The organism is Acidobacteriota bacterium (assembly GCA_009861545.1).
Classification (GTDB): domain Bacteria; phylum Acidobacteriota; class Vicinamibacteria; order Vicinamibacterales; family UBA8438; genus WTFV01.
Window position 1 is genome coordinate 16,146 of the sequence record VXME01000160.1, and the last position, 15,557, is coordinate 31,702.

The following is a 15,557-nucleotide window of genomic DNA, read 5'->3' on the forward strand; positions in this document are numbered from 1 at the left end:
CTGGTGTCATGTCTACACAGCCTCACGGCGTGAATCGCCGGACTTTCCTGTCCCTGACCGGCGTCGCTCTCGGCGCCGCACCTTTTCACGCGCTCGCCGGCCGCGCCGCGGCGGCCACTCGTGGACAGTCGTCCGTCGGGGGCGGGACTCCGGCCGAGGTCGGCTACGGCCCGCTCCAGCCGGTCCGGGACGAGACGACGGGCCTTCCGTTGCTGCACCTCCCGGCGGGCTTCCGCTACCTGACATTCGGCTGGACCGGCGACCCGCTGGCCGACGGACGGGCGACGCCGCCGGCACACGACGGCATGGCGGCCTTCGCGGCAACGGGCAGCCGCATCCGCCTCATCCGCAACCACGAGATCCGTTCGGGCGGGGCGTTCGCGGACGACCCGCTCTACGACGCGATCGGCGGGGGCGGCACCACCACCATCGAGTTCGATACGGCGGCCGGGTCGGTCCACGAGGCATGGACGAGCCTGGCCGGAACGGCCGTCAACTGCGCGGGCGGCCCGACGCCGTGGGGCTCGTGGCTCACCTGCGAGGAGACCGTCCTCGGGCCGGGCGCCGAGCCCTCGTTTCTGGAGTCGTTGCGCCAGCGGCTCGCGACCCCGGACTACGAGAAGCCGCACGGGTACGTGTTCGAAGTCCCGGCCGACGGATCCGCGTCGGCGGAGCCGTACCGGGCGATGGGCCGGTTCGTCCACGAGGCGGTAAGCATCGATCCGGCAACCGGCATCGTGTACGAGACCGAGGACCAGGGAGCCTCGGGGTTCTATCGGTTCCTGCCCGAAGAGGCCGGCGTGCTCTCCGCCGGCGGGCGCCTCGAGATGCTCTGCATCGCGGACACGCCGCGAGCCGATCTTCGCACCGGCCAGTCGGCAGAACTGTGGCGGCCGGTGTCCTGGGCCCCAATCGACGATCCGGACCCGGCCGAGGTCGACCAGGGCAGCGTGTTCGGTCAGGGCGTCGCCGGAGGCGGGGCGGCCTTCGCGCGGCTCGAAGGAACCTGGTACGGCGACGGCCGGATCTACATCGTGTCGACCACTGGCGGCGAGGCCGCGGCGGGGCAGGTCTGGGAGTACGACCCGCGCGGCGAACGCGTGCGGCTGATCTTCGAGTCGCCCGGGAAGGACGTGCTGGACATGCCCGACAACCTCTGCGTGAGCCCGCGCGGGGGCCTCGTGCTGTGCGAGGACGGCGGCGTGGACAACTTCGTCCGGGGACTCACCGTCGACGGCTCGATCTTCTCCTTCGCCCGCAACAACGTCTTCCTCGACGGCGAGAAGAACGGCATCTCCGGCGACTTCCGCACCCGCGAGTTCGCCGGCGCCACGTACAGCCCGGACGGCCGCTGGCTCTTCTTCAACGCGCAGACGCCGGGCATCACGTTCGCGGTGACCGGCCCGTGGGCCGACGGTCCCCTGTGAGCACGCTCGGAGCCGCTCCCGGCTGCCTGTCGCGACCCGCCGGTACGGGGTGTCCGCGCGCTATCCTCGCCCGGTGGTGAGTTATCCACGAAACGCGCTCGTCCGGGCCACGGCGCTTGCCGGCCTGTTCTGGCTGCCCGGCGCAGCAACGGCCCTCGCCCATCCAATCTCGTTCACGGAGGTGACGCTCACGCTGGGCGCCGACGGCGGCTTCGAAGCGGACGTCATCTACGACCTCGACGCCCTCGCCCTCGGCGCCCCCATCGACACGGACGACGCGGAGTTGGCGGCGGCGCTGGAGAGTCTCCCGCCGGACGCCTTCGAGTCGCGTCTCGGGCGGCTGCGACGGCTGTTCGAACGGCGCGTGCGGGTCCGCTTCGACGGCGACCCGGTCCCGTTCGACGTCTCGTTCCCCGACCACGGCACCCCGCGTGCCACCGAGGCCGAAATCCCCACCGTGCTGGGCCTGACCGCCCGGCTCCGCGGCGCGATTCCGGCGGGCGCCGTCACCGTCGGGTTCTTCGCTTCCCGGGCGTTCGGCGAGGTCCACCTGACGATCCGCGACCCGGCGCGGGGCATCGAGGCCCGCGCCGTGCTCGAGGCCGGGGCCCGCAGCGATCCCCTGGATCTGACGGTGCCGGTCACCCCGCCCGGTCGCGCGGCGGTGGCGGAAAGCTACCTGCGCCTCGGGTTCATCCACATCGTCCCGGAAGGGCTCGATCACATCCTGTTCGTGCTGGGGCTGTTCCTGCTGAGCGCGCGGCTCCGGCCGCTCGTCTGGCAGGTCACGGCGTTCACCCTGGCCCACGCGGTGACGCTGACCCTGGCGGCGCTCGACGTCGTGGCGTTGTCGCCGCGGCTGGTCGAGCCGTTGATCGCGCTGTCGATCGTCTACGTGGCGGTGGAGAACGTCCTGACCGACCGCATGACCCGCTGGCGGCCGCCCGCCGTCTTCGGGTTCGGCCTGCTGCACGGGCTCGGCTTCGCCGGCGTGCTCGGAGAGCTCGGGATGCCGGAGCAGGAACGCCTGCTGGCGCTCGTCAGCTTCAACGCCGGGATCGAGTTGGGTCAACTCGCCGTAATCGCCGGCGCCGCGCTGGCGTGCGGCTGGTTCCGCTCCGAACCGTGGTACCGGACCCGGCTGGTGGTGCCGGCCTCGGCCGGCATCGCCCTGGTGGGACTGCTCTGGGCCGTCGAACGCGTGCTCCGGTGACCCTGATCGGCGGGTCAGCCGGACACGCGGGCGGGCCTGCCGACGATCAGCCGGCCGACCGCCTTCAGCTTGCTCCAGAAGAAGTCGAACTGCCCGAGGAGCGTGCCGTAGGCGAGGAGCAGCACCTGATAGACGGGCAGCATTACGACCAGATACACCGCCCATTGCAGCCATCCGGGCGCCGTCGCGGGCATGATGAACCCCATCACCAGGCCCTTCAACTGCAGCGTGGTCATGCCGGCAAGGGAGAAGGCCAGCAGGATGGCGACCAGGCCCCAGAAGCCGACGCCCCACCGCTCCTTCATCCGGTGGAAGACGCTCAACGGTCCGCGCTCCGAAGACCGGGTGTCGACGGCCCCGGCAAGCGGTCGATCCAAGATGACGTAGCCCTCAAGACGTGCAACCTCCTCGCTGATGTGCTGCCCGATTGCGCACGGGAACTGCACGATACTACGGCATTGCGGCACGGACGGAGCTGCGCCGCGATCGCGGGAGCGCGGTCATGGCATTATGAGAATGCGTCTCAGTCTCATATTTACGAGCCTATACCCGGCCGGATCGGTCGGTCAAGAGGAGCGGCGGAACGCAGTCCGACCGTTGCGGGGCGGCGTGATAAAATCTCTCGCCGCAGATCGAACACTCCATGTCAATGAAGGATTGCCGGATGACCAAGACCGCTCACCGCGCCGCCCTGCGCGTGGCCGTCCTCGTTCCGTGCCTCGTGTTCCTGGCCGGCGCCGCGACGGCCCAGGACTGGCCGAGCTGGCGCGGCCGGCTGCAGACCGGCGTCTCGGACCAGACCGGACTCGTGTCGAGCTGGTCGGTGGACGGCGAGAACCTGATCTGGTTCCAGGAGTACATCGCCCGGTCGACCCCGGCCGTCTTCGACGGCCGGGTGTGCGCCAACGGCCGCACCGGCGACGGCGTCGAGAAGAAGGAAATCGTCACCTGCTGGAACGCCGAGAACGGCTCGAAGCTGTGGGAGCACACCTTCAGCGTCCTCAACACCACCGTCCCCTTCAACCGGGTCGGCTGGGGCAGCGTGACCGGCGATCCCGAAACCGGCCACCTCTACGCGCTGAACGTCGACGGCCACCTGAACTGCTTCGATCGCGAAGGCGAAATCGTCTGGAGCTGGCGTCTCAGCGAGGATCTCGGGCGCGCCTCCGGCTACGGGGGACGCACGTCGACGCCGATCATCGACGAGGATCGGCTGATCCTGAGCGTGATCGGCTCGGCCTGGGGCAGCCTCGGCGGACCGCCGCGGCACCGCTACGTGGCGTTCGACAAGCGGACCGGCCGGGTGCGCTGGGTGTCGACGCCGGGCGGCCAACCGGCCGATATGAACACCCAATCGGTCCCCATCGTCGCCGTCGTCGACGGCCGGCGGCTGATCATCGACGGCAACGCCGACGGGCACATCTACGCGATTCAGGCGCGCACCGGCGTCAAGGTCTGGGAGTTCCACCTGAGCCAGCGCGGCATCAACGTGTCGCCCGTCATCGACGGCACCACCGTCTATGTCTCCCACAGCGAGGAGAACATCGACCGGGGCACGATGGGCCGCGTGGTGGCTATCGACGCGACCGGCAGCGGCGACATCACGTCGACCGGCGAGCTGTGGCGCGTAAACGACCTCGCCGTCGGATTCTCGTCGCCCCTGATTCACGACGGCACGCTGTACGTCATCGACAACTCCGCGAACCTCGTCGCCCTGAACGCCGCGAGCGGCGAGATCCAGTGGGAGTACAGCGTCGGCAACGTCGGCAAGGCGTCGCCGGTCTGGGCCGACGGCAAGCTCTACGTGACCGAGACCAACGGCAACGTGCACATCCTGCGGCCGGGTCCGGACGGTCCGACCGCTCTCGACCACGACGAGCTCGCGGTGGCGGACGGCCGCTACGCGGAGATCTACGGTTCGTTCGCTCCGGCCTACGGGCGGCTCTACGTGACGGCGGAGTCGGGCATCTACTGCATCGGCGATCCGGACGCACCGTTCTCCGCCACGCCGGCCGCCAGTCCCGACCTCGGCGCCGAGACCGCGGCGACCGGCGCGGTGGCGAGCCTCCAGGTGGTGCCGGCCGAGGTGATCGCGGCCGCCGGCGAGACCATCAACTTCCGCCTGCGGGCGTTCGACGAGAACGGGCAGCCGGTGTCCGCCCCCAATGCGGTCTGGACCCTCGACGGCCTGACCGGATCGCGGCTGCGCGTCAACGGCGAGTTCCAGTCGAGTCCGCAGTCGACCAACCAGGCCGGGCAGGTGGTGGCGAGAATCGGCGACGTCTCCGCCGCGGCGCGTGTGCGCGTCTTCTCGCCGCTGCCCTGGACCGAGAACTTCGAGAACGGCCGCCCGCCGCATTGGATCGGCGGGGGCGGGAGCCTGGCCGCGGTCGAGCTCGACGGCGATCAGGTCTTCCGGAAGGGCGCGTCACGCACCGGCATCCACCGCCACGCCGTCTACGTCGGCCCGTCCTACCTGTCGGACTACACGGTACAGGCCGACGTGATGTCCACCGAGCGGGGCCGCCGGCGGCCGGACATCGGGCTCATCAACAGCGGCTACACCATGGACATGCAGGGCAACCACCAGCGGATCGAAGTCCGGTCGTGGGCGGCCGAACTGCGCATGGCCCAGCGCTTCCCGTTCGCGTGGGAGCCGAACGTCTGGTACACGATCAAGCTGCGCGTCGACACCGACGACGAGCGGGCGCTGATTCGCGGAAAGGTCTGGCCGCGCGACGAGGCCGAGCCGGACGACTGGACGGTGACGGTCGAGGATCCGGAGCCGGTGCGCGAGGGAAGCCCCGGTCTCATCGGCTACTCGCCGATCGACATCTACTACGACAACGTCCGCGTGATGGAGAACCCATGACTCGACAGGCTCTTTTTCTCGCCACCGCCCTCCTGCTCGCCGGCACCGCCACCGCGGCGGCCCAGGATGTCGCGATGTTCGGCAACACGCCGTCCCGGAACATGGTGTCGGACGACACCGGCATCGTCAGCGAATGGGACGTCGACACCGGCAGGAACGTCCTCTGGTCGCAGCCGGTCGGCTCGCAGGCCTACGGCGGCCCGGTCGTCGCCAACGGCCGCGTCTACGTCGGCACCAACAACGAGGGGCGCCGCGATCCGGCGATCGAGGGCGACAAGGGCGTCGTGATGGCGTTCGACGCGGCGAGCGGTGACTTCATCTGGCAGATGGTCCATCCCAAGCTGTCGTCCGGGCGCGTGAACGACTGGCCGCTGCAGGGCGTCTGCTCGACCGCGTTCATGGAGGGCGACCGCATCTACTACATCTCGAACGAGGCGCACATCGTCTGCCTGGACGCCAAGGGGCTGGCCGACGGCAACGACGGGCCGTTCATGGACGAGATCGAGACCGGGCCCCTGGCCGGCGACGTCATCTGGTCGTACGACATGATCAGCGAGCTGGACGTCTTCCCGCACAACCTCGCCACCGGCTCGCCGCTCGTCATCGGCGACGTGTTGTACACGGTGACGAGCAACGGCGTCGACGAAGGGCACGTCAACGTCCCGTCGCCCTTCTCGCCCGACTTCATCGCCCTCGACAAGAACACGGGGGAGCTGCTGTGGGAGAGCACCCCGGTGGGCGAGGACGTGCTGCACGGCGCCTGGACGAACCCGGCCTACGCGGAGATCGACGGCCGCGGGCAGGTCATCTTCGCGGGCGGCAACGGCGTGGTCTACGCCCTCGACGCCGAGACCGGCGAGCTCATCTGGGAGTTCGACTGCAACCCGGAGGACTCCGAGTGGATCCTCGGCGGCCGCGGCACGCGCAACAACATCCTCGCGACGCCGGTGGTCTACGACGACAAGGTCTACATCGGAGTCGGCCAGGACCCGGAGCACGGCGAGGCGCCCGGCCACTTCTATGCGATAGACGCGACCGGCACCGGTGACGTGACCGACACGCACGTGGTCTGGCACCGCGGCGGCGAGGACTTCTACCGGACCATGTCGACCGCGGCCATCGCCGACGGCGTGCTCTACATCTCCAGCCTGTCCGGCTTCCTGCATGCGCTCGACCCGCAGACCGGCGAGCACTTCTGGACCTACGACACCTTCGCAGCCGTCTGGGGCTCGCCCTTCGTGGTCGACGGCAAGGTCTTCCTCGGCGACGAGGATGGCGACGTGGTGGTCCTGCGGGCCGGCCGGGAGATGGAGATGATCGGAGAGTACAACCTCGGCGCCGCCGTCTACTGCACGCCCGTCACGAAGGACGGGGTGCTCTACATCCTGACGCGGAACCGCATCTGGGCGTTCCAGGAGGGCGCGCAGTCGGAGCCGTTCTGAGCCCATGGTCCTGACGCCATCGACGATGCTCGAGCTCGGGACGCGGGCGCCCGACTTCACGCTGCCCGACGCCTACGGCAACCCGGTGGCGCTGGCGGAGTTCGCCGGCGCGCCGGCCACCGTGGTCGTCTTCATGTGCAACCACTGCCCGTACGTGAAGCACATGAAGACGGCGCTGGCGGAGTTCGCGCACGAATACGCGACGCGCGAGGTCGCCGTCATCGGCATCAATTCGAACGACGCCGAGACCCATCCGGAGGACAGCCGCGAGGCGATGGCCCGGGACATCGCGAAGTTCGGCTATGCCTTCCCCTACCTGATAGACGCCAGTCAGGAGGTCGCCAAGGCCTATCGTGCGGCGTGCACGCCGGACTTGTATGTGTTCGACGCCGACCTGAAGCTCGTCTACCGGGGGCAGTTCGACGACAGCCGGCCCGAGAGCGACGCTCCGGTGACCGGACGCGACCTGCGCGCGGCGGTCGACACTGTGGTTGCCGGCCAGGCGCCCGCCGGCGAGCAGAAGCCGAGCATCGGCTGCAACATCAAGTGGAAACCGGGCAACGAGCCCGACTACTTCGGGTAAGCCGACGGGCCACGGCGTCCCTCCGCGCGGCGCCGACTCGCGTGCCGCGGTCGGCCTTGGTTTCCCCGACTGCAGCGTGCCGACTCAACGCGGCGGGCAGTCAGCATCCATCGCCACTTCGCTGGCAACCTGGCCAAGGCAGATCGATGATAGACTGGTTTGTACGACTAGTCTAAATTCAGGCTTATCCGCGATGGACAGCATCGGCGCCTACGAAGCAAAGACGCATCTGCCCCGCCTGCTGAACCGGATCGCGCGGGGTGAGAGCTTCACGATCACCCGTCACGGCCGTCCTGTAGCGCGGTTGGTACCGGTCGAAGAAGATGACCGCGACCGCGCCCGCCGGGCGGCGCGGCGTATCGTCGAACGTCGCCAACGTCTGAAGTCCGCTCCGCTGGCGGAGTTGATCGATTCGCTCCACGAGGGACACCGGTATTGACGCCCATCGTCATCGACAATTCCATCGTCCTGTGCTGGTGCCTCACCGACGAATCGGATCCGATGGCAGACAAGGCCATGCGGCGCGTTGTGGATGGCGGCGCGGTCGTACCAGGCATCTGGTGGTACGAGCTGCGAAACGCACTGATCGTCAACGAACGGCGGGGTCGACTCGATGCGGCGGATACTGTCGCAATCCTGACCGACGTTGAAGAGATGTCCATCTCGGTCGACCAGGAGCATGACGACGTGACGATCCTGTCGCTGGCGCGCCAGCATGCCCTGTCGGTCTACGACGCCGCCTACATCGAAGTTGCCCTGCGGCGCGGGCTGCCGATAGCGTCGCTCGACCGGCGCTTGGGTCAGGCTGCCGCCGCCCGCCACGTCGCGCTGTTCAACTGACCCTACTCGCGCACGCTGGGTATCATCTCCACGCTCATCCGCTCGCCGTCGCGGATGAAGATCACCTCGGCCGGCTCGCCCACCTTCAGCAGGTCGAGCGCGTACATGTAGTCGTAGATGTTCGTCACCGACTGCCCGGCGAGGCCCACGATGACGTCGCCGCCCTGCAGGCCGGCCTGCTCGGCCGGGCCGCCGCCGACCACGCCCGACAGCGACAATCCCTCCACCTCCTGCGTGTAGTCGGGAATCGTGCCGGTGAAGATGCGCATCGTCGCCGCACCGCCGGTCCGTTGCTGCACCTCCTGCACCCGGATGAAGTCCGGCGCGTCCGGCCGGGTCACCAGGTTCGCGGTGACAGCGGTCCCCAGCTCGATGATGCTGTCGAGGCCCTCGTAGTTGATGGTATGCGCATCGTCGGTCGGCCGATGGTAGTCCTCGTGGCTGCCGGTGAAGAAGTTCAGGCTCGGCACGCGGGACGCATTGAGGCTGCGGACGTCGGTCGGCAGGTAGGGATCGGCGACGAACGTCAGGTTCAGGCCGATCGGCTGGTTCAGCTCCTCGGCCAGCCCGGTCCAGATGGAGCTGCTCCCGACCGCCTGCAGGTTGAGCGTGTTGTCGCGCAGCCGGCCGACCATATCGAAGTTCAGGTACGCGGCAATCTGATCCATCGGCACCGGCGCCTGATCGACGAAGTCGGTGGACCCGAGCAGGCCCAGCTCCTCTCCGGACCAGAACGCGAGGATGATTCCCCGCCCGCGTTCCGCGCCCGCCAGGCTGGCGCCGGAGGCCAGCACGGCGGCCACCCCGGAAGCGTTGTCGTCCGCGCCGTTGTGGATCTCTCCCGCCTCGCTGCCGCGCGCCAGCGAGTCGCCGCCGCGTCCGCGACCGAGGTGGTCGTAGTGGGCGCCGAGCATCACGTAGGGCTTGTCGAGCGGGGCGGTCCCGGCCGGCGGCAGGTACCCGATGACGTTGTGGCCCGTCGACTCCCGCTTCGCGAGGCTCACCTCGAGCGAGCCCTCCAGCGGCAGATCGAAGCCGGCGGCGTGGGGATTGCCGGTGTCGAAAGAGGCCTGTACCGCCTCGATGGACTCTCCAGCGCTCTCGATGATCGCGGCGCCCAGCTCGCCGTTCACCGTGGCGGCCACGATGCCGGAGTCGCTGACCGCCGTGTCGAACCTCAGCGGCACCAGGGCGCCGGCGTTGGGCGACCGCGGCCCGGTGACGACGATGAGACCCGCCGCGCCCCGCTCGCGCGCGGCCAGCGCCTTGAAGCGCAGGCCCGAGTAGCGCGCCAGCATCGACCGCAACTCCCCTTGGGTGTCCTCCGGAAAGTAACGGAACACGACGACGATCTTGTCGGTGACGTCCAGCGTGGCATAGCTGTCGTAGCTGAAATCATCGGTTTCCGGCACCGAGAGGCCGTAGCCGGCGAAGACGAGCTGTCCCTGCGCCCTGCCCGTATCCGAGAACGACAGCGCCCGGATGGACGCTGCGTCGGGATCATCCTGGGCCGGGGGCACGGCCGGCACAGCCGCGTCGGCGCCGGTCGACCCGGGTGCCTGGGGATCCGGCGGCGGATCCCGCGGCAACGGCTGGAGGTTCGCCACCGGCGTCGCGCCTGACGAGGCGGTGAGCACGTTTGCCTCTTCACCATCCGACCGGCGAATGCGCGCCTCGTCGATGGCTTCGATGCGGAGCGCGGTGCCGGTGTCCGACACCCCCGCCGTGTAGGAGAATGCTTGCCGGAAGTCGCCGATCCCCGGCAGCGGCTCGGCGCCAACGGCCTCGAGCTGCTCGATGATGTAGTCGGCCGCCATGCGGATGCCGGGAGAACCGGTCAGACGCCCCTCGAGCTTGTCGTCGGCCAGGTACTCGACGATCGCCCGCGTGTCGAGCGCTCCCGTCTCCTGCGCCGCGGCGCTCCCAGCCACGCCGAACGACAGAAGCAACATCGAAAGAACGAATCGACTGATATTCGATGACATCGGTGATTCCTCGGTATCGGTTCCAAGCGCGCGACGGCTCACGGGAGCCGAACCACGCGGGTTCCCAAGCGCAACGAGCGGGAATCGGCTCCCCACTCGAACTCGTAGATGTCCGGATCCGATGCGTAGCGGAGCGCCCCGGTGCGCGCGTCGACCACCTCCACCCAACCGGTCCGGCCGTTGGTGGCCACGAACGCCAGCGCCGAAGCGTCCGGCGCCCACCCCGGCCCGCCGAGCGTGCGGTGCTCGAAGGCGCCGCGCGGCTCGTCCGTGTGGCGCACGTCGACGAGATGGGTCGTCCGGCGCAGGTCGGCCGACAGCACCCAGAGACCATCCGGGGTCACCACCGCCAAACGACGTCCGTCCGGCGACCAGGCCGGATCGCAGGCACCGGGACCCAGCCCTAGTTGTCCATCGCTCGTCCCGTCCCGCACCCAGACGCGCGTGCGCCGGATCGAACGCCCCGCCCGCTCCACCGCCGCGCCCGGCTCCTCCGCACAGATCGCGGCTCGTCCCTTGTGCCAGGCAACCTTGACGATCCGCAACGCGCCAGGAGGCACGGCCGGCATCCCGGGCTCGCCTACCGGACTCCCGGCGCGGTGCGCCGGCGGCTGGGCGGGCCTCGACACGGCCGGCGCGACCGCGATCGCCAACAGGATCGCTGCGGCAGCCGGACGCGCCAAGGGCCGGACGAGCGGATGCATGCTGCCCACTCTACCCGATGCGCGCCGGACGATGCCGAATCAGGACGCGGCCGCGCCGGCCAGGGCGACCGCCGGCGTCAGCAGATCGACCACCTCGCCCGACAGCGCGCTGACACGCGGGCCCGGTGTGACTACGCCGGCCAGGTTCAGCGGATCGGCGGCGGCGACCCGGACGCTTTGCTCGCGGTCCCCGTCGCGGCGCACGATCCGGAGCAGCTCGACAGCGTCCGGCCGCGCGAACTGCTCGCCGACGAACCCGGAAACGAACCGGCCGCCGCGCACCTCGCCGCGCGCCTCCATGCGCCGCAAGGCGCCGAGCACGTCACGCCACGGCGGCATGAGCGACTCGCGCCGCACGAGGTCCCGGAACACCACCCCCCAGCGCTCCAGCAACTGGCGCGCGAACGCATCCGCCCGTTCTGACGGGCGCTCCCGCTCCCGCGCACGACCTGCCTCGGCCGACGCCTCGCCCTCCCCGCGCGCCGGCGCCAGCAGCGCCCACCGGCCGGCCGCGTGACGCGGGCGGGCGGCGCGGAAGCGACCCTCGCCCCGGCGCCGCTTCGGATCGATCAGGGCGCGCAGGTTGTCGAATCCGTCGGCGGTGACCAGCCCCGCCGCCACGAGCTCCCACAGGCCGTCCTCCACCTCGCTCGGCAGCCGGCCGGTCGCGGAGACCAGCTCGCGCAGGAAGGAGGCCCCCCGGCGGCGGAGCGCGTCGAGCACCGCCTCGGCCGGGTGGGACAGCACGCTGCCCGGCCCCTCGCCCGGGCCGGCATCGTCCCCGACAGGCGGCATCAGCCACTCGAGGTCCTCCCGCAGGAAGAGCGCGACCGGCGCCACCCGGGTCGGCCGGACCCGCCGCCGAGCCGAAGGTCGTGCGGACCCGGCGGCATCAGCCTCCACCGCGTCGAACGCCGGATGCGGCGACAGGCGGCCCCACATCACCTCGCCCGAGAGGCAGAGCTGGTCCAGCAGCTCCGGCTCGTAGCCTTCGATGCGGGCGGGCAGCACGTGACGCTCCCAGGCGCCGGCGGACACCTCGCAGCCCTGGAGCTGCCGGACGACCTGCAGCAGCCCGCTCGCCCCATGCAGGCGCGTGCCCGATGCAAGCCGCTGCCAGCGCGCGAGAAACCGCACCAGGTCCGCGGTGGAGACCGGCGCAATCTCCCGCCGCAGCCGTCCCAGCGTCAACCGATGGATGCGGGCCAGCACGCGCCGGTTGCACCACTCGATCTCGGCCCCCTCGTCACGGGCCGCGGCGGTAAAGCGCCCGCGCAGCACCTGCCCCTCGCCCTCCAGACGGGCCAGCCCGGCGGCCACGCGTTCGGCCGGCACGGCGAGCAGCGCGGCCAGTTCCGACTCCCGCAACGGCCCGCTCGAATCCAGCCAACCGCGCAGCACTTCCGTCGTTGCCGCGTCGGAACCGTCCGGCGTGGGCTGATCGACCTCCGGCACGCTGGGATCGAGCCGGCCGGCCGCGTGCACGAGCAGCGTCGTGCGGGAGCGCTCGGTCGCCACCCAGAAGCGCGTGTCGCCGACCTGCAGGGACGTTGCGCGATGCATCTCGACCAGCCGCGCGAACCACGTCCGCCACTCCTCGCGCGGCGGCGCCAGCCCCAGCGTCAGGAGCGCGTCGTGCAGCTCCTCGGGATCGCGCACCACCGGCCACGACTCGGCCGCCACCTCGGCGATCGCCTCGGCGTCGAGCGCGCCGATCTCGCCGCCGTCGTCGCCCAGCGTGCGGCGGAGCTGCACCGCGCGCGCCCGCCGCTCCTCCAGCGGCGCGTCGTCGAGAAAGGCGTACGGATTGGCGTTCAGGATCTCGTGCCCGAGCGGCGACGGCTCGGCGGTGTCGACGGCCCGCGTCGCTATCGTTCCCTGCTCGATCCCCGCGATCGCGGCCCGCAGCCCGTCCAGGTCCATCGCCTCGTGCAGGCAGTCGCGGATGGTCTCGTCCACGAGCGGATGGTCGGGGATCCGGATGTCGCCGGTCAGGTTCTCCTGGCACGCCACCTGGTCCGGAAAGACGGCGGCCAGCAGGTCGTCCGAGCGCATCCGCAGGAGCGGCGGAGGCACCTTGCGCCCCCCGGCGAAGCGGAGCACGGCCAGCGCCCGCGACGCGTTCCACCGCCAGCGCGCCCCGAACATCGGCGCCGGCAGCATCGCCTGCGTCAGCACCTCCTCGACGGTCTCGGGGTGCAGAAAGCGGAACACGACCTCGAGCGGGAAGCTGTGCTGCTCCGACAGGGAGATCACGATGCCGTTGTCGGTCGCGGCCGCCTGCAGCTCGACGTTGAAGCTCCGGCAGAAGCGCTTGCGCAGCGCCAGGCCCCAGGCGCGGTTGACGGCCGCCCCGAGCGGAGCGTGCAGCACGAGCTGCATGCCGCCCCCCTCGTCGAAGAAGCGTTCGGCCACCAGGGTCCGGATGGACGGCACGGCGCCGAGCGCGGCGGCGCCGGCCCGGACGTAGGCCGCCGCCTGCTCGGCGCCGGACTGATCGAGGCCGCACTCGCGGATCAGGAACTGCACGGCGTCGCCGCCGCGGGACGGGTCGTCGGGCGCGGCCAACCGCTCGCGCACGTCCGACACCTCTGCGGAGAGCTCGGGCGTCCGCCCGGGCGCCTCGCCGAGCCAGAACGGCACCGACGGCGCCGCGCCGTGCGCGTCCTCCACCCGCAGGCGTCCGGACTCGACACGGCGGATGCGCCACGACGTCGTCCCCAGCAGGAAGATGTCGCCGGCCATGCTCTCGACCGCGAAGTCCTCGTCGACGGTCCCCACCGTCGTCCCTTCCGGCTCCGCCACGACCAGGTAGTTGGCGTTGTCCGGAATCGCGCCGCCCGACGTGATGGCCGCCAGCCGCGCCCCCCGCCGCCCGCGCACGACGCCGTTCACCCGGTCGCGGTGCAGCCACGTCCCGTGCCGCCCGCGAGGCGACGCGATCCCGTCCGAGAGCATCGCCACCACCGCGTCGAACTCGCTGCGCGGCAGGTCGCGATAGGGGGCCGTGCTCCGCGACAGCGCGAACAGGTCGTCCTCTTGCCAGGCCTCGGTCGCGACGGCGGCGACGATCTGCTGGGCCAGCACGTCGCGCGGCCAGGGCCGCAGCCGCCGCTCGTCGAGCAGGCCGCGCCGGATCGCGCGTGCGAGCGCCGCGCACTCGATCAGCTCGTCCCGGGTCGTCGCGAAGAAGCGGCCCTTCGGCACGAACGCCCGATCCACCTTGTGTCCGGAACGTCCGATCCGTTGGAGCGCCACGGCGATCGAGCGCGGCGTACCGATCTGACACACCAGATCGACCGACCCCACGTCGATCCCCAGCTCCAGCGATGCGGTGGCGACCACCGCGCGCAGCCGACCCTCCTTGAGCGCCGCCTCCGCCGCCTGGCGAAGCTGGCGCGACAGGCTGCCGTGATGGGCCAGCACCGCGTCCTCTCCGAGCCGTTCGGCAAGCTGATGGGCGACCAGCTCCGACAGGCGCCGGGTATTGACGAAGACGATGGTCGTGCGGTGCGCCCGGACCAGCTCGGCGATGCGCTCGTAGATCTCGCCCCACATCTCGTTGGTGGCGACCACGCCGAGCTCGTCCTGCGGCACCTCCACCGCAACGTCGAGCTCGCGGCGGTGACCGGAGTCGACAATCGCGACCGGAGGCCATTCGCCGGCGCCGGCGTTCGGCGCACCCGCGGCCGCCGGCTCTTCGTCCTCCCGTCCCGTGCCGCCCGCCGCGCCGGGGCCGACCGTGGCCGCCGCGCGGGCCGACACGCCGGTGAGGAACCGCGCCACCTCGCCAATCGGCTTGACCGTCGCCGACAGTCCTATCCGTTGCGGCTTCGCACCCCCGGACTTGACGACCAGGTCGTCGAGCCGCGCCAGGCTCAACGCGAGGTGGGAACCGCGCTTGTCGTCGATCAACGCGTGGATCTCGTCGACGATGACCGTCTCGGCGGTCGAGAGCATCCGCCGGCTCCGCTCGGCGGTCAACAGGATGAACAGCGACTCCGGGGTGGTGACGACGATGTGGGGCGGACGGCGCACCATCTGCTCGCGATCCCAGGCGGGCGTGTCGCCGGTCCGAATCGCCGTGCGTATCTCCGGGTAAGCCTGGCCGGCGGCGGACGCCAGCTCCGCCAGCTCGCCGAGCGGCTCCTGCAGGTTCCGGTGAATGTCGCTGCTCAACGCCTTGAGCGGAGAGACGTAGACGACCGCCGTGCGATCTTCGAGCGCCTCGCTCGCGGCGAGCGCCACCAGCCGGTCGAGGCAGCTCAGGAACGCCGCCAGCGTCTTGCCGGACCCGGTCGGCGCGGAGATGAGCACGTCGCCGCCGGCCCGGATCCGCGGCCAGGCATCGAGCTGCGCCGGTGTCGCGGCGTCGAACCGCCGCCCGAACCAGGTAGCGGTGAGGGGATGGAGGCCGTCCATCCCCGCAACCGGCCCGCCGCTGCGCGCGCCTGGCATCAGCGAACGCGATGAGGTCATTGCGCGGCGTCC

The 15,557-nt window shown here is 70.7% G+C and carries 11 protein-coding genes; 7 read left to right on the plus strand and 4 right to left on the minus strand.

Translation table 11 applies throughout. The features are described from left to right. The first annotated feature begins 8 nt into the window (after window positions 1-8). Both F4X11_24745 and F4X11_24750 read left to right on the plus strand, forming a co-directional pair. On the plus strand, window positions 9-1,427 hold the full coding sequence (locus F4X11_24745) for a DUF839 domain-containing protein (GenBank protein MYN68186.1): 1,419 nt from the start codon (window positions 9-11) through the stop codon (window positions 1,425-1,427). Window positions 1,428-1,551: 124 nt separating this feature from the next. Further along, window positions 1,552-2,640: a HupE/UreJ family protein gene (locus F4X11_24750; protein MYN68187.1), complete on the plus strand. Its 1,089-nt coding sequence runs from the start codon at window positions 1,552-1,554 to the stop codon at window positions 2,638-2,640. A gap of 14 nt (window positions 2,641-2,654) precedes the next feature. On the opposite strand, the gene F4X11_24755 is transcribed toward F4X11_24750, so the two are convergent. Beyond that, complete coding sequence (locus F4X11_24755) at window positions 2,655-3,017, minus strand: hypothetical protein (GenBank protein MYN68188.1); 363 nt, start codon at window positions 3,015-3,017, stop codon at window positions 2,655-2,657. Window positions 3,018-3,283: 266 nt separating this feature from the next. On the opposite strand from F4X11_24755, the gene F4X11_24760 reads away from it, so the two are divergent. The 5 genes from F4X11_24760 (at window position 3,284) to F4X11_24780 (ending at window position 8,377) form a co-directional block, all read left to right on the plus strand. Beyond that, window positions 3,284-5,512, plus strand: a complete 2,229-nt coding sequence (locus F4X11_24760) for a PQQ-binding-like beta-propeller repeat protein (GenBank protein ID MYN68189.1) — start codon at window positions 3,284-3,286, stop codon at window positions 5,510-5,512. Continuing rightward, window positions 5,509-6,954: a PQQ-binding-like beta-propeller repeat protein gene (locus tag F4X11_24765; protein MYN68190.1), complete on the plus strand. Its 1,446-nt coding sequence runs from the start codon at window positions 5,509-5,511 to the stop codon at window positions 6,952-6,954. Before F4X11_24760 ends, F4X11_24765 begins: the two co-directional genes overlap by 4 nt. 4 nt (window positions 6,955-6,958) lie before the next feature. Then, the gene (locus F4X11_24770) at window positions 6,959-7,537 is read left to right on the plus strand and encodes a thioredoxin family protein (GenBank protein MYN68191.1); all 579 of its coding nucleotides are present in this window, start codon (window positions 6,959-6,961) and stop codon (window positions 7,535-7,537) included. Between the two features lie 193 nt (window positions 7,538-7,730). Next, entirely contained in the window at window positions 7,731-7,976 is a 246-nt protein-coding gene (locus F4X11_24775; protein ID MYN68192.1) for a type II toxin-antitoxin system prevent-host-death family antitoxin, read from the plus strand. Then, the gene (locus F4X11_24780) at window positions 7,973-8,377 is read left to right on the plus strand and encodes a type II toxin-antitoxin system VapC family toxin (GenBank protein ID MYN68193.1); all 405 of its coding nucleotides are present in this window, start codon (window positions 7,973-7,975) and stop codon (window positions 8,375-8,377) included. The genes F4X11_24775 and F4X11_24780 overlap by 4 nt, the downstream gene beginning before the upstream one ends. A 2-nt stretch (window positions 8,378-8,379) precedes the next feature. Here F4X11_24780 and F4X11_24785 read toward each other — a convergent pair whose 3' ends face one another. The 3 genes from F4X11_24785 to F4X11_24795 form a co-directional block, all read right to left on the minus strand. Then, window positions 8,380-10,329 carry a M28 family peptidase gene (locus F4X11_24785; GenBank protein ID MYN68194.1) on the minus strand — a complete coding sequence of 650 codons (1,950 nt, stop codon included), beginning with the start codon at window positions 10,327-10,329 and terminating at the stop codon, window positions 8,380-8,382. Window positions 10,330-10,400: 71 nt separating this feature from the next. After that, a complete protein-coding gene (locus F4X11_24790; GenBank protein MYN68195.1) occupies window positions 10,401-11,066 on the minus strand; it encodes a hypothetical protein in 666 nt (221 codons plus the stop codon). Window positions 11,067-11,105: 39 nt separating this feature from the next. Next, entirely contained in the window at window positions 11,106-15,488 is a 4,383-nt protein-coding gene (locus F4X11_24795) for a DEAD/DEAH box helicase (GenBank protein ID MYN68196.1), read from the minus strand. Between the last annotated feature and the right edge of the window lie 69 nt (window positions 15,489-15,557).

Coding starts and splice junctions, on each gene's coding strand:
- F4X11_24745 (MYN68186.1), top strand. CDS start 9: ATGTCTACACAGCCTCACGGCGTGAATCGCCGGACTTTCCTGTCCCTG.
- F4X11_24765 (MYN68190.1), top strand. CDS start 5,509: ATGACTCGACAGGCTCTTTTTCTCGCCACCGCCCTCCTGCTCGCCGGC.
- F4X11_24795 (MYN68196.1), bottom strand. CDS start 15,488: ATGGACGGCCTCCATCCCCTCACCGCTACCTGGTTCGGGCGGCGGTTC.
- F4X11_24770 (MYN68191.1), top strand. CDS start 6,959: ATGGTCCTGACGCCATCGACGATGCTCGAGCTCGGGACGCGGGCGCCC.
- F4X11_24775 (MYN68192.1), top strand. CDS start 7,731: ATGGACAGCATCGGCGCCTACGAAGCAAAGACGCATCTGCCCCGCCTG.
- F4X11_24785 (MYN68194.1), bottom strand. CDS start 10,329: ATGTTGCTTCTGTCGTTCGGCGTGGCTGGGAGCGCCGCGGCGCAGGAG.
- F4X11_24760 (MYN68189.1), top strand. CDS start 3,284: ATGTCAATGAAGGATTGCCGGATGACCAAGACCGCTCACCGCGCCGCC.
- F4X11_24790 (MYN68195.1), bottom strand. CDS start 11,066: ATGCATCCGCTCGTCCGGCCCTTGGCGCGTCCGGCTGCCGCAGCGATC.